The following is a 22,285-nucleotide window of genomic DNA, read 5'->3' as shown; positions in this document are numbered from 1 at the left end:
TCCAGTTCACCTGCTGCGAAGGTGCAGCCATGGCCAAGCTCAAGATCATCCTGCTTTATTTCGTGCTGCCGATCCTGCTGTTCGCGGAGTTCGTCCTGTATCAGGTCGGCGCACAGCATTTTGGCGTCGCGATGATGCTTGCGGGCGCAATCGCATTCATCGCCTGGGCGTGGATCAGCACCACACCGAAGGAGAGAGAGGAGTCGCTTCGCGCCGACATGGAGCGGCAGCGGCGCCTTGACGATGAGCGGACAACCTACTATGTCATTCAGGAAAGTTCGAGGCATCAGCGTCATTGAATTCACCTCAACGGCTTGGGCGTAACGTTGCGGCCGAGTAACCCTTTGCCGAACCCAGCGGACCCGCCACCGCCACTGCCCGACACAAGAGCGCGTGCGATATCCGGCACCTGCCACATCATGAAAGCCCCGACACCGCAAACCAGCGCCAGCGCCAGCATCGCGAGGTAGTTCGTCGCGTAGTACGCATCGCTGTTCGTGCCGTTCTGCGCGGCGGCCTGCTGCACGAGGCTCTCGATGCCAGGTAGCACGCCGCCATTGACGATCGCCATCATCAGCCAGGCGACGACCTTGAAGAGTCCTGCGGAAATCGTGAAGCGAAGCCAGCCGTTGAAAAGAAATTCGCCCGCTGGCAGGACATACCAGGGAATCAGCACCGGTCCAAGACAGAAGGCAATGTCGAGCAGGAACGAGCCGAACTGCACGACCACCACGAAGATCATCGTCATCAACGCAATGGCGATGACCGCGAGCGCTTTTGCCAGAAACGCGAGCAGGATCAGGGGTAGATTTTTGACCAGTGTCCAGATGGAGTTCAGGCCCGCGGAGTTCGCCCCGGCATCATTCGCGGCCCCGCACACCTGATGGTCGGTGTTCGGGATCACCACGCCATCGGGCGTGATGTCGGGCACCTGTTCGCACACCTGGGCCGCTTCCGTGCGCACACCCTGCATGATGGTCGAAGCGGCATTGACGAGCGCGCGCAGCAGGTCGCCGGGATTGCCCTCGCCACCGGACACACGCGACGCCATCGTCTGCATGTTGTCGACGAAATAGCTGTGCACGGTGCTGGACCAGGCCGTGAGCAGCACGAGAATCACCGCGCACCGGATCAGATGCCGGAACATGTTCGCGAAGAAGCTAGGGAAGTCGCCTTCGAGCAGCCACAGGAACACATGCCACGTCGCCATGACGAGGCCGAGCGCAGCGAGCAGATCCATGCCGTCCGACAGGAAGAGCGTCTGCAGGCTCGTCCCCTTCGCCTGCATCGCAGTGAAGAGCGCATTGAGCACGGAGATGACGTCGTTCATGGTCGTGTCCTGTTCGCACCGTGGAGAGCGGTTCGCTATCGCAGGGCGCCACCGAGCCGCAGCAACGCGAGCAGCAGGGCGAGCGGCAGCGCGATCCAGGCTGCCGCAAAAACCTGTGGACTCTCGATATGCACAACCAGCAGTCCGACGAGCAGCGACAGCCGTACGCTGCGGGTGATGCGCCGGTCGAACGACCAGTGCGGATCGCGCTCCTCGAATGGCACGCGGCTGTGCACACGGTATTGCTGCAGCGCGTGCAGCACCACGCGCAACTCGGCGGGCGTCGCACAGAGATGGCGGATCAGCCAGCGAAGCAGCATCCCTGGTTCTCCTACTGGTCCTGCAGAAGATCGAAATCGGGTGCGCCCTGCGTCGTCTGCTGCTCCTGCTGGTTGGTCTGGCCGAGCGCTGCCGCACGGGCGGCAGCAAGCTGTGCCGCATTGCCCTGGGCCTGCGACTGCGCGATCCTGTCCTGCATCTGCTGCGCGACCTGGCGCTGCACGAGCGCATGCAGGTCGACCATCTCGCCGGCGAGCACATTCGACTGCTGGTTGAGCATCTGCAGGCCCTGCACATTGCCCGTGACACCGGGAATCTGCGACTGGATCTGCTGCAGGTTCTGCGCACGCTGCGCGAGCGTGTCCAGGTTCTGCATGTCCTGTGTCAGTTGTTGCTGATACAGACCGCCACGTGTCGAGGCGAGCGACGTGTAGGCCGACAGCCACTGTGAGGGCGACATGCCCGTCGTGTTCATCTCGGAGAGGCTGCGACCGAAGAGCCCATTCGTCGCTGTGGCCGCCTGCTGCAGTTGCGTGATAGCGGTGGACAACGACTGGAAGCTCGCAAGCTGCGTCCGGTAGGGAGCGATGGTCTGGTCGATCAGTGAGGTGGGAACCTGCTTCAGGTTCTGGACCATCGTCACGTACTGCTGAATGCGGGTGATCTGCGCCTGGACGTTCTGCTCGACCATCTGCGCCTGCTGGGCGACCGAAGAAGCCAGCTCGGCATGGTTCAGCAACTGCGTGATTTCGGTGGCGCCCCCGTCAAGGCCGCCACCGGCGCGCGCCGCACCCGCGTGCAGCATCATCGAAAGGACAGCGACGAGCGCCGCGCCGGGAATCGTTGGCTTACGCATGATGGGCTTCCTGTTCCGATGCTGAAATCGCACTCCCGCTGGACTGATTCATCGCCTCCTCGATGTAGCGATCTTTCCAGTCCGGGCGCCCGGAATGCAGGTGCCGGTCGAACATGAGCTGGGCGCTCATCTCGGATCGCAGGATGGCGATCGACGTGGGGTCCAGTGGCACCGAGATACGACGTGACGCACCGCCCTGTTCGGTCACGAAGTAGTCGCGTTTGGCGACGAGCTGCTGGATGGTGCGGATCTGGGCGTCGGACAGGCCGAAATCGCGCTGGCAAGCCGCTTTCGCGGACGGTGTGAAATTTTCGACCGGCACGAACACGCGCACGAGCACGTTGTCGCGGATCTGCGGCCAGATCTTCGAGGTCGAGACCTGCTCGGGCGATTGGGCATCCATCCACACGCAGCCGAGCTTCTTGCGCATCGTGACGATCCAGTTCCCGATCTGCGCGGCGAACGTATCGTCGTCCAGCAGGTTCCAGATTTCCGGAAGCATCACGAGCGTGGGACCGATGACACCCGAGGCGCGACGTTGCTCGAGCGAATCCTGGATGCGATAGGTCACATACGACAGGAACGGGCGGGCAATGGCCGGACTGGCGAGAATCCGGTCCGTCGCCATCGACACCCAGCGGCCAGCGTTCGAGTTATGGTCGAAGCTGTCGTGCACATTGTCGAAATAGTGCGCGTGGACGGCTGGTCCAACCCACAGTGCCAGTTCGTCGGCGAGTGGACCGGCGGGCAGCGACGCGTGGACCGTACGCAGTCGCCACAGCCGCTGGTCGCTGCGGCTGCGCGTCGCGGCGAGCGCGGTTTCGAGCTCGCGGCGGTCTCCCGCCGTTACCCGGTAGGTGCCGCGCTGCTGGACGAGCATCACGATCCATTCGACGAGGAATTCCCGGTGCCGGGGGGCCGCGAGCAGCACGAGCGGGTTCATCTGTGCACGTTCGTCATCGGAAGCGCCGGCTGCGTCATGATCGAACTGCAGGTATCGTCCGCCCTGGAGTATCGTCGGGATCCGCATCGACAGGTCCTTGTCGAACCCGTACAGCCACGCACCCGGATACTTACGGAACAGCGTCGCGCACAGCAGCATGAAGATCGTCTTGCCAAATCCGGTGCGCCCGCAAATCAGCATGTGCCCGACGTCGGCGAGGAACGCAGTGAACCAGTAGGGCGTGCCGAACTCGGTCGGAAAGGCGGCCAGAGCGGGGCACAACGTGCCGGTCTCTTTCGTCAGATGCGCGTTGATCCGGTGCCCGTCCGACACGCCGCGCAGTGGCAGCAGTCGTGCCAATGCCGCTGTGTCGATGAACGACCATCGCGCGCATTCGCGCCACATGCCCGGGATGGTCGTCGCGAAGGCGGAGAAGGCGTGGAGGGTTTCGCGTACCGGCGTGAAGTGCGCCGCGCGCAGCGCTTCCTCGACGGCCCTGTGCGTCGCGACCGCCTGCGTCCATGCCGTTTCGACGGTGACGTCATCATCGAACGGCGTGGTCTCGAAAACGGGCGAGAAGGAAAGGACTGACAGGTTGTAGTACCCATACATTTCCTCGGCCATCTCGACCTTGCCGATACGCCGGTTGGCATCGTCCGCGGCAGTCGAGCGGGACTGGTTCTGGCGGGCACCCGAGGTGTCTCCGCCGCGCAGCGTAGCGGCCAGCAGCGAGCGCGTGTCAAGCCGCCGCCCCTCGTGATAGCGGCGGATGCTGTCGATGAAGCGCATCGCGGCCGTCGGCGTGGTGAGCCGGAAGCAGTGACTGACCGTCAGCTCCCCGGGCACCTTCAGCAGGCCGTCGAGGCTCGTGGGTCGTACGCTGTCTGGCCAGAAGTCACGCCGCGCCGGGATGCCGGCCGCGATCGCGAAGCGCTGGCGTCCGTGTGAGTAGAAGTGCAGGTAGTCGTGGCCGGGACGGACCTCGGTATCGCATATCACGAGATCCAGTGCCGGAATATCCGGTACCGGTACGGTGTGCACGTGATCGCTGGGCGGCGAGCAGCACGCGTGCATGAATGCTCCCAGCGCGCCACCGCGGAGTCGCCGGTAGGCCAGTCGCGGATTGCCGGCGACGAATCCGAACAGGATATTCTCGAAGGTCTCGACGACGGCAGCCAGTTCCGAAGCTGTGTACGCGAAAGGGTACTGGTCGGAAAAGGTGCCGCGAACGGCCTGCATCAACGCCTGCGCGATCGACAGCCGGTCATGTGTCATGCCGTGCGTGACCTTGCCCGCAAACCGGTCGAGTCCGACTTCGGGGGCCAGCGCAAAAGTGACGAAGTGACGGTTCGCATAGTTCGCGCCACGCTCGAACGTGTCGCGCCGCGCATCGTCAACCCGTTGCGAAATCGGGTCCGGCATCGGCGTAGTCAGGTACCGGGCGCTGCGGCGGCGGTGCACCGTCCACCACATCGTCACGGGCCGCCGGGCGATGTCACGCAGCGACGTGATGAGGTTGTCCGTGAGTTCGAGCACGTGGCCGGTCGAGAGCGCATCGGTATCGGGGCCCGAGAACTCATACGTCGCCATCACCGACGAGTCCTTGTTGACGATCAGCGAGTCACTGAAGCGGAACAGCCACGGCACCATCTCGGCGGTCGAACGACGATCGCCATTGGTGCGCAGCGCTACCTGTGCAAGCGATTCCGCATCGTACGGAGAGAGGGGTAATGGCGAGCGCGCGACAGATGGCTTCAGCACGGCATCCCCCGGGCAAAGCCTTTGGGACGGGCATTGATCTTCTGGCGCAGCAACTGGCGGGGCTCGTAGTAGTCGCCCTGACGGCTGTATTTCGTATAGCAGCGGATCTGGTCAGGGTCGCGCCGTACAGCGAGCCATAGCACCGGATGCGTGACCAGTACCGCGAGCAGCACCCAGCCGTTACGCAGACCTGCTGCGAACGTGATGACGATGGCGCATTCGGCAATGCACCATTTGCGGTCGATCCCGAATAGCAGGAAGGGTTCAAGCATGGTCTTGCGGACGCGTGTCGCAAGCGGGTCCGCCGGATCCTGCGGATCGGGTGGTTCGCCGGATGCGTCGTGCCCGGTGGAACGAAGCGTTTCCATATCAGCGCCTCAGATGCTGCCCGTGCATGCTGCACCATGGTTGAACACCTGCGCCCAGAGCAGCGGCATGTTCAGGATCGCCAGCGTGCCGAGCACGCCGCGCAGCACATGCGTCTTGATGTTGCTGCGGCCGTCGTCGAGCAGCCACAGCACGATCGAGCCGACGAGCGCGGAGAGCGAGACGACCTCCAGCAGTTCGTTATCGAGCACGTCCTGGTAGACGGTGCACAGGCCACCGTTCCAGATGCCGGCATGCGCGATGGCGGGAATCGTGCCGAGCCAGAGGGCCGTGAAAATCAGGCGCAGCGCCCGCTGGTGCCGGACGACGACGGTTCGCCCTGCATCGCGCAGATCCGCGCCGTGCTGGCGGAATGCGGAGATGACCCGGCTGGCGCTGCGGAGCAGGCGGGTGCGCTGATGTTGATCATGCATGGACCATCTCCTCATGCGAGGCGTAACGGGAGAAGAGACAACGGGTCTGGTAGCGCCCATTCCCCGCGCCGAGCACTTCGCGGATTTCGACCGGGCCACGCATTGCACCCTGACGTTCGGCATGCACGAAGAACCGGAATGTGGATGCGACCTTATGGCGCAGGTCGTCGATCGACAGGAGCCGGCCTTCGTCGCTCATCCGGATCAGCGATTCCAGCCGGGCGGGCGCGGTGTCGGACGAGTCGGCATGGAACGAGACGATGGAGCCGGGGTGTCCGGTGTTCAGCGCTTCCATCAGGTCGAAAGCTTCGGCGCCCCGGACTTCACCGACGATGATCCGGTCCGGGCGTACCCGCAGCGAGAAGCGCACGAGGTCGCGGATCGTAATGCCGAGATTGGTCTCGAACGCGACGTGATTGGGCGTATGCACCTGTAGCTCGGCCGTGTCCTCGATGGTGACGACGCGATCTTCCTGCGGCACGGCATCGATCATCGCGTTGAGTAATGTGGTCTTGCCGGAAGAGGTTCCGCCTGAGAACGCAACGTTGATGCGCTCGCGCATGACCCATTCGAAGAACTCGCGCAGGGCAGCGCCACCCGCAGCCAGACGCTCCAGCAGCGCGGTATGGCGGTGGCGCGCGGTGAGCGGCGACGCACCCCGAAGTACATCGAACGCGCCGCTGCGCTCATAGTCGGCAAGTCCAATACGTCGACGCGAATGCTTTCTGATCGACATCATGTCGCCGTGTACGGCAACCGGATGACGGGCGGCAGCGAGGCGCAGGCCAGGCAGGCGCGCGTCGAGCAGCGGCGTCTGCTCCTTCGCATTGACGTTCGCGAGGATCGTGATGGCGCGGTCGAGCGCATCGGGGTCGAGCTCGCACCCGGCGACGTATGTGACGCTCCCATTGCGCTCGACGAAGATCGCGTCGGCGCGGTTGACCATGATTTCCTGCACATCAGGATCCGCGAGCATGGGTTGCAGCGGACCGAGGTAGTCGTTCAGTACCTCAAGCGCGTATTCATACGTCAACCGGCTCATTGATCGCCTCCCCATGTGAGAGGCTGGAACAGTTTCGCGATCAGCCCGGAAGCCGGCGCACCTTGCTGAACCGCCGTGGGATCGGACGACGCCGAATGCAGGGGCGAGGCCGCCGTGTGGAGTGCCCGATACACGCGGCGCGCGTACGCGATGCGCTTCTCGTGCGCCCCGGCGTTGTAGGCGCCCACGGCGTCCCAGTTCACGCCGAGTCGGTGAAGGTTCTGCGACAGGATCCATGCGCCGACATAGGCGTTGGTGCAGCGGTCGTGAAGATCGGCACGCGAGATGCCAAAGCGCGAGAGCGTCACGAGCCACCGGCTGTTGATCTGCATCAGGCCGATATCGGTGCTGCCGTCAGCATTCAGATGGACGACGTTCGCGTGCTGTCCGGACTCGACCGTGGCAATCGCCCGGACGAGCTGCACGTTCACGTGATGAAAGCGCGCGGCGTCATCGATGCAGTCGGCCCGGCAACTGAACGCCAGCCCGGATATCAGTGCGCCCACGAGAACGATCCACACGCACCTCACCGTTGACCTCCGTTGTTGCCAATCCCCACGTCGCGCCGATGATCACGAGAACCAGAAAAAGAGCCTGCCGGACGCGGGGAGCATTCCGGCAGGCCAACAGCGCGCGTCGGCCCAGGGGGAGCGGACCGACGGGTTCACTGTAGGCAGCGATGGCGCGCGGATGGGCCGGATACCTGCCCGTGAGTTCGGACGGGGCGGCAGGTTTTTGCGGACTGCCTAGTCGCGAGGTCGTTGCCAGGACAGAATGTCCAGCGCGATACAAAGGCGTTGGCGGAAGGCTGCAAAGGCAAGGGGAACAAAGGGCGACGAAAAGGGAAGGGCCTTATCCAAAGGCCGCGGGTGAAGCTTGGGATGAGTCGCTTCACCCGCTGAAAGGCGCAAAGGGTGAAGGGTAAAAAAGGCTGCTGCGGCAAGGGAGAAAAACGCCGCGGCGCACGCCGCACAAGGCGAGGGAAAGGACCGCCCGGCTGACCGCGACTTCCGGTCTCGACGCGTTCGACATGACTGCATGCGACGCCCGCATGCCGTGCAGTTATTCCGGACCGGGAGTGAGGGCGACTGCGTACTGTGGGGACAGTCGAATGAGGCATTGCGCGCGCCGCGTAAGCCGATTGAACTAGCCGATTGCACTCACCGTCTGCGAACCCAAATGGCACTCAGTACCGCCCTGACCTGGTTGGGACGCGCTTCAGCGGCCTCCACGAGGCCCTCCCAGCCAGCGTTGCCTGCTGCATCCGCCGCCACTCCGACACTGCGGCGCTCGCAGCCGTCTGCGCAGCATCTGCCTGTACTCGCGTCCGGTGAGCTCCTTGTACGAACCGGCATGCAGGGCACAGTGCGTAGTATCGGAAGCAGCCTGGGCCTGTCGGCGGAGAGCGAGCGGAGGGACGTCGAGCCGCTGATCCAGCAACTCGCCGAATTCGTGCAGCTATTGCCCGCATCGGAATCCCATCATCATGCACAGCCCGGTGGCCTGCTGATCCATCTGCTCGAGGTGGCACGGTCTGCGCTGCATTTCCGCGAAGGCTACCGGCTGCCACTCGGCGCCAGTCCCGAGGACCAGATGCAGCACGGCGCGCGATACAGTTATGCCGTGCTGGTCGCCGCGCTGCTGCACGACGTCGGAAAACCCCTGGCAGACCTGAAGGTTGAAATCGTGATTGGCGCGACTGCGCGGCCCTGGGTGCCGCTGGCGGGCAGCATGAACGGGCAGGGTGGCGAGTGGTACCGGGTGGATTTTCCGGAGCCGGCACAGCGCGACTATGCCGAGCATGCGCGGCTATCCATCGTGCTGCTCCAGCGCCTCGTTCCCTCCGCATCGCTCGCCTGGCTCGCAGAGTATCCGCCGGTCATCGATGAACTGGCAGCGTATCTCTCCGGCGATGCCGGCGCGAAGGACGGGGCGCTCGCGAAGATCGTTGGGGAGGCGGACCGGCGCTCGGTTGCGCAGAATCTGCTCTCGGGCCCTCGGACCCGCTTTGCGACAGCCCGCGCTGTTCCGTTAATCGAGCGGTTGATGGGCGGGTTGCGGCGGCTGCTCGCCGAAGGCGAGTTGCCGATGAACCGTGCGGGCGCGACCGGATACTGCGACGGCGAATTCCTGTGGTGCGTCGCGAAGACGCTTGCCGAGGCCGTGCGGGCGTGGCTGGCCCGAAACGAACGGCAGCAGCCTGGTGCGGCCGGTATCCCGGCTGACAACAACCGGCTCTTCGACACCTGGCAGGAGTACGGCGCGCTCGTTCCCACGCCGGAGGGCGGCGCGATCTGGACCGTCGAGGTGACGGTGGGAACCTGGAAGCAGACCTTTACGGTGCTGCGCTTTCCGCTTGACCGGCTGTACGCCGATCCAGGTCAGTACCCGCGTGCGCTCCCGCCCGGTGCGGTGAGGGTGGTCGAGGCTGCGGAGGCTGGCATGGACGTGCAGTCACAGCCGGTCGGGGACGCGTCACCGGCGCCGCCTGGCAATACGGTAGACGTCCAGTCCGCTTCGCCGGACGCGGACGAGCCGGATCAACCCGGACCCGCTGAGGCAACGGCTGTTCATGAGGGCGCGCCCACGGCGGGAATCGACGCAGCGTCGCCCATGTTGCTTGTCATGCCTGATCTGACTGGCGCAGCAGTCGATGAGCCCAGCCCGGTCTCGACTGCTACTGCTCCACTGCCGGCTTCACGCGTCGACTCGCCAGATTTTCTGCCTGACGTCGAGAGCGCATCGACGTTGCAGGCCGAAGCAGTTCGCGAGGGGAAGGCGCATACCGCAGACAGGCCTGTGCCCGACCAGGTCGCCTCACCGATGCGCCCGAAGCAGAAAGCGAAGGCGCCGGCCCGGTCCGTGGCTTCACGCAAGGGCGGGCGGCAACCGCGACCGAATGCCGAGCGTTTCATGGCGTGGGTCCAGGAAGGGATTGCAACAGGAGCACTGCCGTACAACGAGTCGATGGCGCGGGTGCACTTCGTGCCGGAGGGCATGCTGCTCGTGACACCCGCAGTTTTCCGCGATTTCGCGCAGGCGCACCCCGGGGCGATCGAGCAGACGCTGGCTGAGGACGGCAGAACACCCGAGCCGTGGAAGCAGCTACAGCGCGATTTCCAGAAGTCGGGCTATCCGGTGGCGGCGGATTCGGGCGGTGCCGCGCGATCCTACCTGCTTCATTACACGATCAAGGGTGCGGGCGGACGGCAACTGTCCGTGATGCTCGTGCCCGAGCCCGAGCGGTTCTTCAATCCCGTTCCGCCGCCGAACGCGATGATCCAGTCGAAGCAGAAGCCGGCTCAGGACGCCGACGGCGTGCCGCATTCGTCGCAGCCGTAGGCGTCGGGCAGAAGCGGACAGGCGATGGGCTATCCAGTCGAGAACCGCTTTCGCAGACCCGTTGAACTGCTGTCGTCGGTGGCCGCGCTTGCCGCAACGGGCGTGCTCTGGTCCCACCCCGCGCTGTTTCTGCTCACCCCAGCGACCGGCGGTGTGACGACTCTTGGGTTACTCGCCCTCGCCTGGGTGCGTGCCAGGCAGGCGTGGCAGCTGATCCGTTTCCAGCGCAACCTGCGGCGGCTGCCGCAATACGTGATCCCGGCCGCGGTCATCCCGTGCTCCAGCAGGGAGGTATTTCTCGGCCGCGGTTTCCGGTGGAGCGGTATTCACACCCAGCGCCTGTATCAGGCCCGTCTTCCCGAGTACCGGCGACTGCTCGCCCGAAGCGATCTCTATGACCACGCACGGGATCACGAGCGGCGCTATCCCGACGGCCGGCTTGCGCGTATCACGCGGCGGTACGGATGGTGGAATCCCGTGGCGCCACTGCCACCGGTTGGCGGCGATCCAGCCCTGCACGGTGTCGAGCCGGAGGAGCGCGATGTCTGGTTTGACCTCGGCGAGCGTGTCGGTCACATGGCGGTGCTCGGCACGACGCGCGTCGGCAAGACCCGGCTGTGCGAGGTCCTGGTCGCCCAGGACATCCGTCGCGGCGATATCGTCATCGTGTTCGATCCGAAGGGCGACATCGACCTGCTGCTACGCATGTATGCGGAGGCAAAACGTTGCGGTCGCGAGGGCGAGTTCACGTTTTTCCACCTCGGCTACCCGGACCGCTCCGCGCGCTACAGCCCGATCGGCACCTATTCGCGGATCACGGAGGTCGCGACCCGCATCGCGGGCAACCTGCCGAAGGAAGGCCAGTCGGCCGCGTTCCGCGATTTCGTCTGGCGCTTCGTGAATGTGATGGCCCGCGCGATGAGCGCGCTTGGCATCCGTCCGACCTACGAGATGATCTACCAGAATGCGGTGAATATCGACGGCCTGGCGCTGCGGTATTTCCGCTTCTGGCTCGATCGCGATCACGCAGGCTGGGAAGATGGGCTGGAGCCGCTTGAGAAGGAGGAGGCGAAGCAGGCGATGCGCCTGCAGCGCAACCAGGAAGTGCTGCAGGTCGCGAACCTGATCCGTCAGCAGGGCTGGACCGATCCAATCGCCAATGGCCTGCTGTCCGTGATCAGCAACGAGCGTTCTTACTTCGACAAGCTGATCTCATCGCTCTATCCCCTCCTGGAAAAGCTCACCACAGGGCGGACGTCGGAACTGCTGTCGCCCGACTACAGCGATCCGGACGACCCGCGCCCCGTATTCGACTGGAACCGGGTGATGGACCGCGGCGGGATCGTGTACGTCGGGCTGGATGCGTTGTCCGACTTCGAGGTTGCGGGCGTGGTCGGCAACGCGATGTTTGCGGATCTCACGTCAACGGCTGGCCGGATCTACAAGTATGGGCATGGTTACGGCCAGAGCACCGCCGGCGGCAGGCGCCGCGTGTCGATCCATGCGGACGAATTTAACGAACTGGTCGGCGACGAATTCGTGCCGATGGTGAACAAGGCAGGCGGGACCGGTTATCAGGTGACGGCCTACACGCAGACGAGCGCCGACGTGGAAGCGAAGATCGGTTCCCGGGCCAAGGCCGAGCAGATCTTCGGCAACTTCAACACGCTCGTGATGCTGCGTGTGAAATACGTGACGACCGCGAAGATCCTCACCGACCAGTTGCCGATGGTCGACGTGAAGACGCTGACGCTCGCGTCGTCGGCGACGGATGCGGTGCGACGCGGGGAGGGGGTGCATTTCACGGCACAGACGCACGACCAGATTTCGGTACGCCCTGTGCCGATGCTGCAGCCCGCCGATCTCACGCAGTTGCCAAAGGGGCAGGCCTTCGCGCTGATTGAGGGCGGCCAACTCGTGAAGGTTCGGCTACCGCTGCTGGAGGAGAACGATCCAATCATGCTGCCCGGGCTGGATGAAGTGGTGGCAGATATGCGGGCGAAATACGCGTCCTATGTACAGGCAGTCTCGCCGTTCGACGAGGCGGGCGGGGTGGCACCGGACGTTATCGGTGGCGTGGTGGGCAGCTTCCTGCCGGGCGGCACTCACCCCCGGCCATCAGCCATCGAACCCTGGGTGGTCGAGGGCAAGGGTGCGGGATTCTGAGAGGAGCTGGCATGAGCGCGACGCGCCGGGATGGCAACGCGGACGGTGTGAAGTCGTTTTTCTGGATCGTCGATCTGGCGATCCATGCGACGCTATGGTTAATGCTGGCATCGCTTCTGTCGGTGCTGACTGACATCGCGGCAGCCCACTTTTTCTGGCGGGACGATCCCGTGGGCGGGATTGAGACGCTGCTTCGCTATTACCTGGAACAGACATCAGATCGCGAACTCGCAAGGCGCGCAGCAGATCTCGCGTACTGGAGCTGGTTTGGCTGGACGGGCGTCGATGCCTCTGCGCGTGCCTGGCAGGCTGGGACATTACCGGCTGTGGGCCTCGGGTCCATGCTGCGGCCCGCATTTACCGGATCGACACGCGAGGTGCTGATCGTGGCGATGGTTGGAATGAAGCTGTTCGGCGTTCGCGTCTCGATGTTGCTGATGACGATCCCGCAGTTTGTGCTCGCCGTCGTGATCGCACTCACGGATGGACTGGTGGCGCGTCACGTCAGGCGGGCGCAGGGCGGCCACGAATCTGCGACCCGCTATCACCATGCAAAGCGCGGGCTTGCATTTGGGGTAATACCGCTGACGGCCATCGTGTGGCTTGTCGCACCTCTGTGCCTGCCTGTCTATCTCCTATTCTGGCCGGTCTCGGCGATGATGCTGCTCGCGGTATGGAACATGGCCAAGTACTTCAAGAAATACACATAGGCAGTAAGGGCCCCCTATACTTCACTTCGACAATGAGAGAGAGGAAAGGCAGGTCATGCACCGACGTGTGGTCGTCCGGCGCTCGCCCGTGCACGGGCGAGGCGTATTCGCGCTTCAGGCGCTCGAACCCGGTGAGCGGATTCTCGAATACAAGGGTGATCTGATCGGGTGGCAAACAGCGGTCAGGCAACACCGGAAGTCGGGCGTGTCTGGTCACACTTACTTCTTCGGGCTGTCTGACGGACGCGTGATCGACGGTGGGCAACGGGGAAACAGCGCGCGTTGGCTCAATCACTCATGCGATGCAAATTGCGAGGCCATCGAAATCGATCATCGCGTGTTTATCCATGCGTCGGTCGCGATCGCGCCTGGCGATGAGCTGTTCCTGGACTACCAGTTAGTGACCGACGAGCTGGTCGACGAGGAGATCAGGCGGTGCTACGTCTGCCGGTGCGGCGCTCCCCGGTGCAGGGGAACGATGCTGGTAGCGAGCGAGGCGTAGTTCCCGCAAGTCAGGATCAGTGACTTCGGGGAAAGGGCGAAGCCTGCTCTCTCGCCGCTGACCGCCTGGCAAGCCAAGCTTCCAGTTCGGACTCACGCCATCCGGTCGCGCGCTCACCGATGCGGATAGGGCGCGGGAATTCTCCCCGACTGATCATCGCGTAAATGGTTGCACGGCATAGGCCGATTTTCTTGACGACTTCCTTCATGCGCATTACCTGGTCCATTTTGCACGACTCCGGATTGCATTTGCCGTAGCCGATTATCCGCAAAACCTTCTCGTCCGCAACGGACGCGCTAGGGCGCCAGCGTGATGTGGAAAGCGTCGAAGGGAGATTGTGTCGATCTTCCCGACACAGAGAGACACGTAAGCGTTACATCTGGTTACCGATTTGTTACCGAACAGTCCAGCCCAAAGATCGAAGAAGATACGTGAGCCAGCGTTCGATCGCGTCGATTGGATCATTGGCCGCACGAGCGCTCCGCAAATAGTCCGCCGGTTGGCGCGGCAATGAATTTTCCGAGGTTGGGAGTCTCCGCTTGGGTTAAGCTAGAAAAAGATCCAACGTGGGTTTTCTCTCTGAATTTTCGTGATTTCCGTCTTTTTCAGAGAGCCGCATGTCCTCGAAAATCAAGCGGGCCGCCGTACTGGCGCCCGGGCAGATCCGTCACCTACTCCGAGTCACCGAGGTCACCAGCCACTATCCCGAGCGCGATGCTGTAATTCTGTTGCTCGGCTTCGGTGTAGGGATGCGCATCTCAGAGATCGCGCAAGTGACTGTCTCCGACGTGATGTATCCGAACGGGCGTTTGCGCGTCGAATGTTCACTTCGCGAAGCGATCACGAAGGGCTGTCGCCAACGTACCGTCTATCTCACGGGGCGGACGCTGCTCGAAGCCCTCGAACGCTAGTCAGGTATCGCGTCGATCACGGCCACGGTGTAACGCTTGACCGCACTCGATTCCGCGGCCTCAATCCCGCGCTTCCCATGATCCTCAGCAGGAAGGGATATCCCTACGCACTCACCCTCAAAAAGCGAACGGCCGCAAACGGCTCTCGGGTCGATTACTGGGCAGCAGATTCGCTACAAGCCTACGTCACCAAGCTGTACCGATCCGCCGGCCTGAAGCAGGCATCATCCCACTCGGGCCGAAGGACCTTTGCAACACGGCTCGTGGCCCGAGGGGCAAGCGCCGAGGAGGTAAGCCTGCTTCTTGGGCACGAGTCGATCGACGATTCGATGCGCTACATCGATCCGATTCCGGAGATTATGCGTCGTGCATGTGAGGATGTAATCTGATAGCCGACTACGATAGGGTAAGGTCTTGAATCCTATCCCCGATGGGGATATAAATCCCAAAGTGACTCTGCGAGGCAACAAAAAAGATGACGCCAAAGGAGGATCTCGCGACTCTTGCCCAACAGGATCTCCTGCGCGTGGCGATGGAGCGACTAGGTATGACGCGCGCCGAATTTGCGGCACGCTTGAGCATTGCCGTACGCACGCTAGACAAATGGCTGCTCCCGAGTGACTCTCCGGATGCGCGGACGATGCCGGAAATGGGGCGGTCGTACGTACGCGAAATCTTGAAATGGCAAAAGAAGTGAAACATTCCAGACCATCCCCAATGGCGATATAAATCGATGGCACTTCGGAACATTCGCTACTAACGTCAGGAAAAGCGGGGGGGAGCGATGCGGTCGATCACTTTTGACACGGCCAAAGCGATCGCTCGTACAACCATCGACCTGCTCTCGGGCTGTGGGAAGGGACGGTTGAGGGGCGGCACAGACTGGCGAACGAGGTACACGATTTGATCGCGGCGCGGACCGTAAGCCATAGATCTACGCCCTGGGAACTGGTTGTCGACTGGAGTATTTTGCGACTTCTCCTTTCCGGGGGCATACGTTTGCACGGGGTATTACTGTTCCAGAAAGTCTTTCGATGCTCAGCGGGCGAATGCGCCGCTCGGCTCCAACCAGAGAGGTAAGGATGCGGCTTGTTCGATTCAAAGTGACCAATTTTAGGTCGGTGGTTGATAGTGGCTGGCTCGACGCAGAACAGGTTACAGCTTTGGTGGGCGTGAACGAGTCCGGCAAGACCAATCTTCTATTGCCTCTGTGGAAGCTCAACCCTGCGCGCGAAGGCGATATCCAACCCACGTCTGACTACCCAAAGGCAAACTACGCGGCTATACGAGAGAGTCCGGGAGAATTTGCATTCATCACGGCGGAATTTGACTGCTCTGAAATTGCTCCGAAGCTAGAAGAGTTGACTGGCGTTGCGCGCCACGAACTCGCACTGGTTCAGGTGTCACGTGCGTTTGACGGTTCCTACAAGATTGATTTTCCTGAGCACTCGCCGATTCGTGCGGTAAAGGGAGAGGCGGGTGTCAATCTGATTTCCCGTGTCGCTTCTGAAGTCGAAAGCAGCGTATCGCTTGGCAAAGAGGGCGCACTTAAGGATGCGCTGCTAGGATCGTTGCGAGAAGCGAAGACGGAGGTGGAGGGAATCGTTGAGCTATCAGTCGCGACTGTTTCGAAGGTTATCGGTCGGCTTCGCGTAGTTCTTCCAGACACACCCGCGCCGACCAGCTCAATTGTGCCGCCATACTTGCGTCTGATTGAATCACTCTCGGATATCGAGGCAAAGTTATCGGCTCCGTTACCGGTCGACGTCGTCGGAGTGCAAGACCTCGTCATTAACAACCTGCCACGGTTTGTCTTCTATTCGAACTACGGCAACCTTGACTCGGAGATCTACTTACCACATGTGGTGGAGAATCTAAAGCGAACTGACCTCGGTGCAAGGGATGCAGCGAAGGCGAGAACTCTTAGAGTGTTGTTCAGCTTCGTGAGGCTCGAGCCGGAGGAAATTCTCGAACTTGGGCGCGACTTCAGAGAGCAATCGAACCGCGCCCCTAGCGAAAGTGAAATTTCCCAGATTGCTACTAAAAAGCGCGAACGTACGATCCTGCTCAATTCCGCTGGCACTGACCTTACGAAGAAGTTTGGTGCTTGGTGGAAGCAGGGTGACTATACATTTGAGTTCCAAGCAGACGGCGATCATTTCCGTATTTGGGTGAGTGACAAGCGACGCCCCGAAAAGGTTGAACTTGAGGATCGCAGCAGCGGGCTTCAGTGGTTTCTTAGCTTCTACCTTGTCTTCTTGGTTGAAAGCACCCGAGATCATCGAGATGCCATACTCCTGCTTGACGAGCCCGGCTTGTCGCTTCATCCGTTAGCGCAGCGCGATCTTTCGGCATTTTTCGAGGGGCTTTCGCAGACTAATCAGCTTATCTATACAACTCATTCGCCGTTCTTGGTCGACGCTGACATGCTGGACCGGGCGCGCAAGGTCTATGTCGCCGACGACGGGTCAACGAAGGCATCATCTGACTTGCGGCGTGGGAATGACGATCCACGCAAATCGGGTGCGACTTATGCGATCTATTCGGCACTTAACATGAACGTAGCGGAGAGCCTTTTGTTCGGATGTTGCCCGATCATTGTTGAGGGTCCTTCCGACCAGCACTATCTTGCGACCATCAAGAGCTTGCTGATTGGCTCAGGCAGGATCAACCCCAAACGCGAGTTAGTGTTTCCGCCTTCGCACGGCGCACGTAACGCGAAAGTCATTGCCAGCATTCTGACTGGCCGAGATGAAATTCTTCCCTTCATGCTACTGGATGGTGACGAAGCGGGACGACGGATGGCTAAGGACATGCAGAATGGACTGTATCAGGAGGCTAAGGACCGCGTTTTCACGACTGACAAATATGTTGGGTTTGTAGACTCGGAGATTGAAGACCTGTTTCCGCCAGCGTTCTTCGCCGATGCTATTGACCGTTGGGAGCGACGCCCGGAGACTGCATTTAGTGACGTGCTCGTCGAGGGAAAGCCAGTAGTACCTCAAATTGAAGCTTGGGCGGCGGCGCAAGGCGTGCCACTCGCCGATGGCTGGAAAGTGGAAGTGTCTCGCGAGGAAAAAAAGCGTGCTCTCGCCGGCGGTGTTAAAAAGTTTGACGAGAACACCCTCGGTCGCTGGTCGCAACTATTCAATGACCTCCAGGGCGCAGACTGACCAGAGCCTGTTATTGGATGAAAACTTTGCCTTTTACTGATCCATCACTTCTCCGGTATTGAGAAGCTGCGGAACTGGGAAACACGCCATGGACAGCACGAGCGAATCGAACTCACATGAGCGTTCACAGCCGTTCATTCGTCAGGTGGCGCATTGGCTTATCTTGGCGGGTGGGGTCGTGTTCGGAGGAACGTTCATCGGTGGTGCAGCGATTTCGATGATGAGAGACCCCGCGCTGTACAAGATTGCACTGGATCACTTTCCCGTTGCGATCGGTCTGCCAGCAGCCGTATTGGCTTCGCTTTGCATCGTAGTATTCTTGGAAAGCTCATCCGGACCAATCGAGTTCGAGGGGCTGGGATTCAAATTCAAGGGCGCATCAGGTCCGATTGTTCTTTGGGTTTTTTGCTTCCTCGCAATTACCGCGGCCATCAAAATTCTGTACTGAGGCAGGTGCTAGGAAAACTGCACGGGAGAAGCCATGGAAGACGTCAGCAATAGTTCGTCGGCCACCTCGGTGGAGATTGAGAGGCGAAAGGCACTGCTCATGGATGACATCGCTTCTACAGTCGCCCACTATCGAGCGCTCGCGAAGCGCAACTACACCCTCAATGTGGGGTTGCTCTGCTCGGCGATTGTTGTGAGCCTCCTCGGTGGCGTACTGGGAGTTTTGGAGCTTGCAAGCAGTAAAACTGTCGGCGCGCTGGCCTTGCTGCCAGGTGTCATTGCAGCGATAGCGGCGAGCCTCAAGATGCAGACGAAGGCCAACCAATATTATCGTCGCAAAGATGCTTTGCAATTTTTACACAATTACCTCACGTACGACTGTCCGATCCCTTGTACGCAAGAGGCAATCTCTAAGGTAACAGCTGCGTGGCAGGAATTGACAGAGCGGGCAAACAAAGAGTTCGAAGATATGGCAGCGCCAGAATGGGCGAACGTGTTCGCGCATATCCCCAAGGATGACGCAAGTCAACACTCAACCACGGATCGCGATACTAGCAGGCGACATTGAACCACCATGGAAAACGTGAAAAGCAGTCGGGCTTATGGGGGCAACACTGAGAGCCCGCTTCGGGCAGTTGCAGCCTATGTGAGGACGTATTCTCACGTCTTCGTCCAGCACGGTCCAAAGATGCTCACTCGCGAAGAGGCATCCGAACGGCAATCGCATATCAAGCAGATTGCAAGCCGGATCGATGAATTGGCAAACACAGCGGCGCGATCGGTAGTCAGCTATCGCGAATTTGAGGCCCTCTTGACTGAGCTCCGTCAATTGGGGGCTACGCCGCTAGGCGAGCTTGTCTCGAGCGTCGCACGAGCGCTGCACGGGCAAGCGAGTTGACCACGGAAAACAACAGGCGCCGGCTGCCCCTTGCACCAGGTCATGGTACGCCTGCACAGCCATCGTTGGCGAGGCCGAAAAAATGCGGACGCCGGGTCGCTGACAGACACAGGGGGAACCATGGTGGCAGCCACTATTGCAATCCTTGAGCTTCCAGAGTGGCGGAACCTTTCGAGTGCCCTGTTACTGGAGCGAGCGAAGCGATCGGACGGCGGACGGGCGCACTTCTTCCTCGCACGAGTCAGAGGCGATGAGGCTGGTCTTCTGATTCTTGACCTCCTCGATTGACCGCCGTGCGCGTCGATCCGCGAGATTTTTGTGGTGCCAGCTCACAGGCGATGCGGCGTCGGCGAAGATCTTCTGGTGCACGCCGAAATGGTGGCGAGGCGCAAAAATTTGCCAGAACTCCGCCTCGAGGTCTACCCGCTCGATGATGGCACGAGTCGAGAGTTTCTAGTACGGTGGTACCTCAGAAACGGCTTTAGCCTTGAACGTGGCCGCACCGACCAGATGGTGAAGGTTCTGTCGGGCTTGCGGCGATGACTCGGACAATGTGAAATGTCGATCCCTACAGTAGAGTCGCTTGAGGCGGCAGCGCGCAGTGGTGTATCGGTGATTCAACCTGACCGGAAGGTAGTAAGGATTCCTGGCGCTGTTGCGGAGGTTGGTGGATCCGTTATCGACGTGCTTTATGACCCTGAGAAAAAGACCTATTCATGGATGGTAGATGGGAAGCACCGGAGCGTCGAATTCGTTCGTCAATTTCTGGCGCCACTGCGACAAGGAAAATAAATGATGTTGAGCTTTACAACCGATGCGGTGGTTGACGGCGAGCTTCAGTTCACGGCCGGTATCTGGTTCGTCACACGGTCTCGATTACTGAAATGGGGAGGTACGAAGCGCCTCTTTTTCGCGCCGGGCGGAATCGAAGCTGAATGCCTGAAGATCGATAAGGCGTTCGGCAGGGTGGCTTGCTGGACGACTTTTTCAATCGGTGCCGAATATCTTCTGAAGGGGGCTTTGCTGGGCAACGGAATCGAGATTCGTGGCACCAAGCCGATGGCAGTGCAGCCAAAGTTTTCGGATATGGCGGCGTGGTGCAGTAAGGCGCGCCGGTACAAAGGGGATCCGAAACAACTAGAAACCACCGAATATGCAGACTATGGGGCTCTCAAAATCTGCTCCAAAAGTGGGTGCCGCTGATGATCGATCAGCACAAGCCGACCGCGTCCACCAATCCAGCGGAAACCAAGCGCTTTGAGGCGCAGGCCGACCTAATGTACGGCGCATTTGTTCTCCTGACTCAGATGATTCGCAACCGCGATGCACATGCGTATGTACCCAACGTGCGTAACCAGCATGAAAATCTGCTCGTTGATATGTTTGTTCCTGCCTTCAACACCCTGGTGGACTGGATGCCCAAGACTCGCGCCGAAATCAACGAAAGCTATCGAAAGCGCAAGACCTTAGTACAAGATTTGGTTCGGCCAACGCTTCGGTAGTTGCCGGCTGCCGGGACAGCACGGATTTGATGCCGTTAGGTGATGCCAATCGACGACGCGGAAAAGCTCGTCGAAGGGGGGAATACGGTGCGCAAGGCGCTGTGGGCTTTTGCAGTGTCCGACAAGGCAGATTTTGCGGATTGCCTGATCGAGCGGTCCGGGCACGTGGGCGACTGTGAATACACGGCGACCTTCGATGTGACTGCATCGAAGGTCGCAGGAATGCAGTTGGTCAAGTAATCGCGGCTCAAGCCGATATCAGGGAATGCGAGGAACATAAAATGGATGTGCTGTTTTCCGCCAATGCGGCGGTACAGGAAGTTGTGCCGGCGGTGGTGCAGCGTCACCGCGCCGCGGGCGTGCTCACGTGGGCGCTTCTGCACAAGATTGAGGCGGAAGTGCTCGCGGAGGTGGCAGCGACCGGCAAGCACAGCATGCGTATTCTCGACATGCTTCTTGCGCCTGCTGGTCTCGACTACCCGAAAGACGACCGGCCTGTGTCGTTCGAAGGCCATGATTTTGTTCCAATTGTTTTCGGTGCGATTGATGACGCATGGCGCCGGGTTCATTGATCACGGAAAGCAAAATGGGATCTTGGGTAGACGTCGCAACTGTCATTTTGTCGTCGGCGGGCGTCAGTACAGCTCTTTCCTGTGCGCTCGTCTGGCTCGCGCGGACTTGGATCGGCGAGCGTCTACGGAGCGCGATCCAGGCTGAGTATGCGGCGAAGCTGGAGACACTCAAAGTTCAGATGAAAGCCGAGGCTGACACTCAGCTTGAATCGCACAAGGCCACCCTCAAAGCACGAGGGGACGTTGAGCTCGAGAAGCTCCGCTCTGCGCTCGCTATCAGTGCTGCCATACAAAGCACGAAATACGGGGGGCTGGTGCAACGCCGCTTCGACGCGATCGCAGCGATACACGGACAATTGCTTCGGTTCCATCAGGCTGTACAGCAATTAGTTCAGGCCATCGAATTCTCCGGCGGACCGAGCAAAGAGGATCGCGCTCGTGCGGTGGCGGACGCCTTTGAAGCATTCGAGGCTGCCTATCTCCCGCAGAGGATATTCCTCACGCAGAGCGCATCCGAACGGATCGACCAGATTCGGCAGTCGCTAGTGAGTAGCGCAAACCTGTTTAACTTGGTGATATCGCGACAGCAAAATATGGCCGAAAAGTGGATCGAAATCGAGCAGCGCGTCTCGACGGAAGTTGCCTCAGCCATGGCGGAGCTTGAGCGCGATTTGCGCGCATTGATGGGCGACGCCGAAGCGCAGACTAGTTAACACAGGGAAACGTAGAGAGGGAAATACAGGTGACAAAGATCAGCGAAACCGAATGGCAGGCAAGGTTAAAGCAAGCCGAGAGCCTTGCAGAAGCCGGCACTGAATGTGCCTTGTGTGGCGGAACTGGCGGATGGCCTGGCTTGGCCGGCTTCGTCGCTTGTAAGCCGTGCAATGGGACCGGATCGACGGTTCCAACCAGCACGAACGTGAACTAGTCCATTGAACCATTGAAATTGCACCGATCTAATAGTGCATGGGCAAGATGAATCTGAGTGAGACCGAGCGCGAAGAACTGATGTCGATGCAGCGCAGCCGCACGATGGCCGTCGGCCACGTGA

At 60.9% G+C, this 22,285-nt stretch carries 26 protein-coding genes; 17 read left to right on the top strand and 9 right to left on the bottom strand.

Features of this window, described 5'->3' with window-relative positions; all coding sequences use genetic code 11:
* Positions 1 to 29 precede the first annotated feature (29 nt).
* Positions 30 to 299 (top strand): hypothetical protein, encoded by a 270-nt coding sequence (locus AB3X98_RS20125; protein WP_368604342.1) that lies wholly within the window; start codon positions 30 to 32, stop codon positions 297 to 299.
* A gap of 2 nt (positions 300 to 301) precedes the next feature.
* On the opposite strand, the gene AB3X98_RS20120 is transcribed toward AB3X98_RS20125, so the two are convergent.
* The 8 genes from AB3X98_RS20120 to AB3X98_RS20085 all read right to left on the bottom strand — a co-directional run bounded on the left by AB3X98_RS20120 (position 302) and on the right by AB3X98_RS20085 (position 7,541).
* Positions 302 to 1,330 carry a type IV secretion system protein gene (locus tag AB3X98_RS20120; RefSeq protein ID WP_368604343.1) on the bottom strand — a complete coding sequence of 343 codons (1,029 nt, stop codon included), beginning with the start codon at positions 1,328 to 1,330 and terminating at the stop codon, positions 302 to 304.
* Between the two features lie 35 nt (positions 1,331 to 1,365).
* Positions 1,366 to 1,650, bottom strand: coding sequence for a hypothetical protein (locus AB3X98_RS20115; RefSeq protein WP_368604344.1), 285 nt, complete (start codon positions 1,648 to 1,650; stop codon positions 1,366 to 1,368).
* 11 nt (positions 1,651 to 1,661) lie between these two features.
* Complete coding sequence (locus AB3X98_RS20110; protein ID WP_368604345.1) at positions 1,662 to 2,465, bottom strand: conjugal transfer protein TrbJ; 804 nt, start codon at positions 2,463 to 2,465, stop codon at positions 1,662 to 1,664.
* The gene (locus AB3X98_RS20105) at positions 2,458 to 5,058 is read right to left on the bottom strand and encodes a VirB4 family type IV secretion system protein (protein ID WP_368604370.1); all 2,601 of its coding nucleotides are present in this window, start codon (positions 5,056 to 5,058) and stop codon (positions 2,458 to 2,460) included. The genes AB3X98_RS20110 and AB3X98_RS20105 overlap by 8 nt, the downstream gene beginning before the upstream one ends.
* 104 nt (positions 5,059 to 5,162) lie before the next feature.
* Positions 5,163 to 5,537, bottom strand: coding sequence for a VirB3 family type IV secretion system protein (locus tag AB3X98_RS20100; RefSeq protein ID WP_368604346.1), 375 nt, complete (start codon positions 5,535 to 5,537; stop codon positions 5,163 to 5,165).
* A gap of 9 nt (positions 5,538 to 5,546) precedes the next feature.
* The gene (locus AB3X98_RS20095; protein ID WP_368604347.1) at positions 5,547 to 5,969 is read right to left on the bottom strand and encodes a hypothetical protein; all 423 of its coding nucleotides are present in this window, start codon (positions 5,967 to 5,969) and stop codon (positions 5,547 to 5,549) included.
* On the bottom strand, positions 5,962 to 7,011 hold the full coding sequence (locus tag AB3X98_RS20090; RefSeq protein WP_368604348.1) for a CpaF family protein: 1,050 nt from the start codon (positions 7,009 to 7,011) through the stop codon (positions 5,962 to 5,964). Before AB3X98_RS20090 ends, AB3X98_RS20095 begins: the two co-directional genes overlap by 8 nt.
* Positions 7,008 to 7,541, bottom strand: a complete 534-nt coding sequence (locus tag AB3X98_RS20085) for a lytic transglycosylase domain-containing protein (protein ID WP_368604349.1) — start codon at positions 7,539 to 7,541, stop codon at positions 7,008 to 7,010. The genes AB3X98_RS20090 and AB3X98_RS20085 overlap by 4 nt, the downstream gene beginning before the upstream one ends.
* A gap of 649 nt (positions 7,542 to 8,190) precedes the next feature.
* Between AB3X98_RS20085 and mobH the strand changes: the two genes are divergently transcribed.
* Genes mobH through AB3X98_RS20065 form a run of 4 tightly spaced genes read left to right on the top strand, consistent with a single transcriptional unit; the run spans position 8,191 to position 13,731 of the window.
* The gene (mobH, locus tag AB3X98_RS20080; RefSeq protein ID WP_368604371.1) at positions 8,191 to 10,353 is read left to right on the top strand and encodes a MobH family relaxase; all 2,163 of its coding nucleotides are present in this window, start codon (positions 8,191 to 8,193) and stop codon (positions 10,351 to 10,353) included.
* Between the two features lie 24 nt (positions 10,354 to 10,377).
* On the top strand, positions 10,378 to 12,519 hold the full coding sequence (gene traD / locus AB3X98_RS20075; RefSeq protein ID WP_368604350.1) for a type IV conjugative transfer system coupling protein TraD: 2,142 nt from the start codon (positions 10,378 to 10,380) through the stop codon (positions 12,517 to 12,519).
* An 11-nt stretch (positions 12,520 to 12,530) separates the two neighbouring features.
* The gene (locus AB3X98_RS20070) at positions 12,531 to 13,229 is read left to right on the top strand and encodes a DUF4400 domain-containing protein (protein WP_368604351.1); all 699 of its coding nucleotides are present in this window, start codon (positions 12,531 to 12,533) and stop codon (positions 13,227 to 13,229) included.
* Between the two features lie 55 nt (positions 13,230 to 13,284).
* Positions 13,285 to 13,731: an SET domain-containing protein gene (locus tag AB3X98_RS20065; RefSeq protein ID WP_368604352.1), complete on the top strand. Its 447-nt coding sequence runs from the start codon at positions 13,285 to 13,287 to the stop codon at positions 13,729 to 13,731.
* 16 nt (positions 13,732 to 13,747) lie between these two features.
* Here AB3X98_RS20065 and AB3X98_RS20060 read toward each other — a convergent pair whose 3' ends face one another.
* Complete coding sequence (locus tag AB3X98_RS20060; protein ID WP_368610318.1) at positions 13,748 to 13,939, bottom strand: helix-turn-helix transcriptional regulator; 192 nt, start codon at positions 13,937 to 13,939, stop codon at positions 13,748 to 13,750.
* A 409-nt stretch (positions 13,940 to 14,348) separates the two neighbouring features.
* On the opposite strand from AB3X98_RS20060, the gene AB3X98_RS20055 reads away from it, so the two are divergent.
* The 12 genes from AB3X98_RS20055 to AB3X98_RS20000 all read left to right on the top strand — a co-directional run bounded on the left by AB3X98_RS20055 (position 14,349) and on the right by AB3X98_RS20000 (position 21,947).
* Positions 14,349 to 14,642: a tyrosine-type recombinase/integrase gene (locus tag AB3X98_RS20055; RefSeq protein WP_368604354.1), complete on the top strand. Its 294-nt coding sequence runs from the start codon at positions 14,349 to 14,351 to the stop codon at positions 14,640 to 14,642.
* Positions 14,552 to 15,031: a tyrosine-type recombinase/integrase gene (locus AB3X98_RS20050; protein WP_368610304.1), complete on the top strand. Its 480-nt coding sequence runs from the start codon at positions 14,552 to 14,554 to the stop codon at positions 15,029 to 15,031. The genes AB3X98_RS20055 and AB3X98_RS20050 overlap by 91 nt, the downstream gene beginning before the upstream one ends.
* 86 nt (positions 15,032 to 15,117) lie before the next feature.
* Entirely contained in the window at positions 15,118 to 15,339 is a 222-nt protein-coding gene (locus AB3X98_RS20045; protein ID WP_368610303.1) for a transcriptional regulator, read from the top strand.
* A 385-nt stretch (positions 15,340 to 15,724) separates the two neighbouring features.
* The gene (locus tag AB3X98_RS20040) at positions 15,725 to 17,815 is read left to right on the top strand and encodes an AAA family ATPase (protein ID WP_368604356.1); all 2,091 of its coding nucleotides are present in this window, start codon (positions 15,725 to 15,727) and stop codon (positions 17,813 to 17,815) included.
* An 88-nt stretch (positions 17,816 to 17,903) separates the two neighbouring features.
* Positions 17,904 to 18,263: a hypothetical protein gene (locus tag AB3X98_RS20035; protein WP_368604357.1), complete on the top strand. Its 360-nt coding sequence runs from the start codon at positions 17,904 to 17,906 to the stop codon at positions 18,261 to 18,263.
* A 33-nt stretch (positions 18,264 to 18,296) separates the two neighbouring features.
* A complete protein-coding gene (locus AB3X98_RS20030; RefSeq protein WP_368604358.1) occupies positions 18,297 to 18,830 on the top strand; it encodes a hypothetical protein in 534 nt (177 codons plus the stop codon).
* A 633-nt stretch (positions 18,831 to 19,463) separates the two neighbouring features.
* A complete protein-coding gene (locus tag AB3X98_RS20025; protein ID WP_368604372.1) occupies positions 19,464 to 19,703 on the top strand; it encodes a GNAT family N-acetyltransferase in 240 nt (79 codons plus the stop codon).
* Between the two features lie 249 nt (positions 19,704 to 19,952).
* Complete coding sequence (locus AB3X98_RS20020; RefSeq protein WP_368604359.1) at positions 19,953 to 20,363, top strand: hypothetical protein; 411 nt, start codon at positions 19,953 to 19,955, stop codon at positions 20,361 to 20,363.
* On the top strand, positions 20,363 to 20,662 hold the full coding sequence (locus AB3X98_RS20015; RefSeq protein ID WP_368604360.1) for a hypothetical protein: 300 nt from the start codon (positions 20,363 to 20,365) through the stop codon (positions 20,660 to 20,662). Before AB3X98_RS20020 ends, AB3X98_RS20015 begins: the two co-directional genes overlap by 1 nt.
* 42 nt (positions 20,663 to 20,704) lie before the next feature.
* Positions 20,705 to 20,902, top strand: coding sequence for a hypothetical protein (locus tag AB3X98_RS20010; RefSeq protein ID WP_368604361.1), 198 nt, complete (start codon positions 20,705 to 20,707; stop codon positions 20,900 to 20,902).
* 41 nt (positions 20,903 to 20,943) lie between these two features.
* The gene (locus AB3X98_RS20005) at positions 20,944 to 21,234 is read left to right on the top strand and encodes a DUF2471 family protein (protein ID WP_368604362.1); all 291 of its coding nucleotides are present in this window, start codon (positions 20,944 to 20,946) and stop codon (positions 21,232 to 21,234) included.
* Between the two features lie 14 nt (positions 21,235 to 21,248).
* The gene (locus tag AB3X98_RS20000; protein ID WP_368610302.1) at positions 21,249 to 21,947 is read left to right on the top strand and encodes a hypothetical protein; all 699 of its coding nucleotides are present in this window, start codon (positions 21,249 to 21,251) and stop codon (positions 21,945 to 21,947) included.
* Positions 21,948 to 22,285: the final 338 nt, after the last annotated feature.

Source organism: Paraburkholderia sp. BR14312 (genome assembly GCF_040948675.1).
Taxonomy (GTDB): Bacteria; Pseudomonadota; Gammaproteobacteria; order Burkholderiales; family Burkholderiaceae; genus Paraburkholderia; species Paraburkholderia nodosa_A.
This window is presented reverse-complemented; position numbering and strand designations above follow the sequence as displayed.

Excerpts from the sequence above, each read along its gene's own strand:
- AB3X98_RS20070 (WP_368604351.1), top strand. The coding sequence starts at position 12,531 with ATGAGCGCGACGCGCCGGGATGGCAACGCGGACGGTGTGAAGTCGTTT.
- AB3X98_RS20010 (WP_368604361.1), top strand. The coding sequence starts at position 20,705 with ATGCCAATCGACGACGCGGAAAAGCTCGTCGAAGGGGGGAATACGGTG.
- AB3X98_RS20055 (WP_368604354.1), top strand. The coding sequence starts at position 14,349 with ATGTCCTCGAAAATCAAGCGGGCCGCCGTACTGGCGCCCGGGCAGATC.
- AB3X98_RS20105 (WP_368604370.1), bottom strand. The coding sequence starts at position 5,058 with ATGGTGCCGTGGCTGTTCCGCTTCAGTGACTCGCTGATCGTCAACAAG.
- AB3X98_RS20115 (WP_368604344.1), bottom strand. The coding sequence starts at position 1,650 with ATGCTGCTTCGCTGGCTGATCCGCCATCTCTGTGCGACGCCCGCCGAG.
- AB3X98_RS20095 (WP_368604347.1), bottom strand. The coding sequence starts at position 5,969 with ATGCATGATCAACATCAGCGCACCCGCCTGCTCCGCAGCGCCAGCCGG.
- AB3X98_RS20125 (WP_368604342.1), top strand. The coding sequence starts at position 30 with ATGGCCAAGCTCAAGATCATCCTGCTTTATTTCGTGCTGCCGATCCTG.
- AB3X98_RS20005 (WP_368604362.1), top strand. The coding sequence starts at position 20,944 with ATGGATGTGCTGTTTTCCGCCAATGCGGCGGTACAGGAAGTTGTGCCG.
- AB3X98_RS20045 (WP_368610303.1), top strand. The coding sequence starts at position 15,118 with ATGACGCCAAAGGAGGATCTCGCGACTCTTGCCCAACAGGATCTCCTG.
- AB3X98_RS20000 (WP_368610302.1), top strand. The coding sequence starts at position 21,249 with ATGGGATCTTGGGTAGACGTCGCAACTGTCATTTTGTCGTCGGCGGGC.
- mobH (WP_368604371.1), top strand. The coding sequence starts at position 8,191 with ATGGCACTCAGTACCGCCCTGACCTGGTTGGGACGCGCTTCAGCGGCC.
- AB3X98_RS20035 (WP_368604357.1), top strand. The coding sequence starts at position 17,904 with ATGGACAGCACGAGCGAATCGAACTCACATGAGCGTTCACAGCCGTTC.
- AB3X98_RS20120 (WP_368604343.1), bottom strand. The coding sequence starts at position 1,330 with ATGAACGACGTCATCTCCGTGCTCAATGCGCTCTTCACTGCGATGCAG.
- AB3X98_RS20090 (WP_368604348.1), bottom strand. The coding sequence starts at position 7,011 with ATGAGCCGGTTGACGTATGAATACGCGCTTGAGGTACTGAACGACTAC.
- AB3X98_RS20065 (WP_368604352.1), top strand. The coding sequence starts at position 13,285 with ATGCACCGACGTGTGGTCGTCCGGCGCTCGCCCGTGCACGGGCGAGGC.
- AB3X98_RS20110 (WP_368604345.1), bottom strand. The coding sequence starts at position 2,465 with ATGCGTAAGCCAACGATTCCCGGCGCGGCGCTCGTCGCTGTCCTTTCG.
- AB3X98_RS20050 (WP_368610304.1), top strand. The coding sequence starts at position 14,552 with ATGTTCACTTCGCGAAGCGATCACGAAGGGCTGTCGCCAACGTACCGT.
- AB3X98_RS20060 (WP_368610318.1), bottom strand. The coding sequence starts at position 13,939 with ATGAAGGAAGTCGTCAAGAAAATCGGCCTATGCCGTGCAACCATTTAC.
- AB3X98_RS20030 (WP_368604358.1), top strand. The coding sequence starts at position 18,297 with ATGGAAGACGTCAGCAATAGTTCGTCGGCCACCTCGGTGGAGATTGAG.
- AB3X98_RS20015 (WP_368604360.1), top strand. The coding sequence starts at position 20,363 with ATGATCGATCAGCACAAGCCGACCGCGTCCACCAATCCAGCGGAAACC.
- traD (WP_368604350.1), top strand. The coding sequence starts at position 10,378 with ATGGGCTATCCAGTCGAGAACCGCTTTCGCAGACCCGTTGAACTGCTG.
- AB3X98_RS20100 (WP_368604346.1), bottom strand. The coding sequence starts at position 5,537 with ATGGAAACGCTTCGTTCCACCGGGCACGACGCATCCGGCGAACCACCC.
- AB3X98_RS20020 (WP_368604359.1), top strand. The coding sequence starts at position 19,953 with ATGATGTTGAGCTTTACAACCGATGCGGTGGTTGACGGCGAGCTTCAG.
- AB3X98_RS20040 (WP_368604356.1), top strand. The coding sequence starts at position 15,725 with ATGCGGCTTGTTCGATTCAAAGTGACCAATTTTAGGTCGGTGGTTGAT.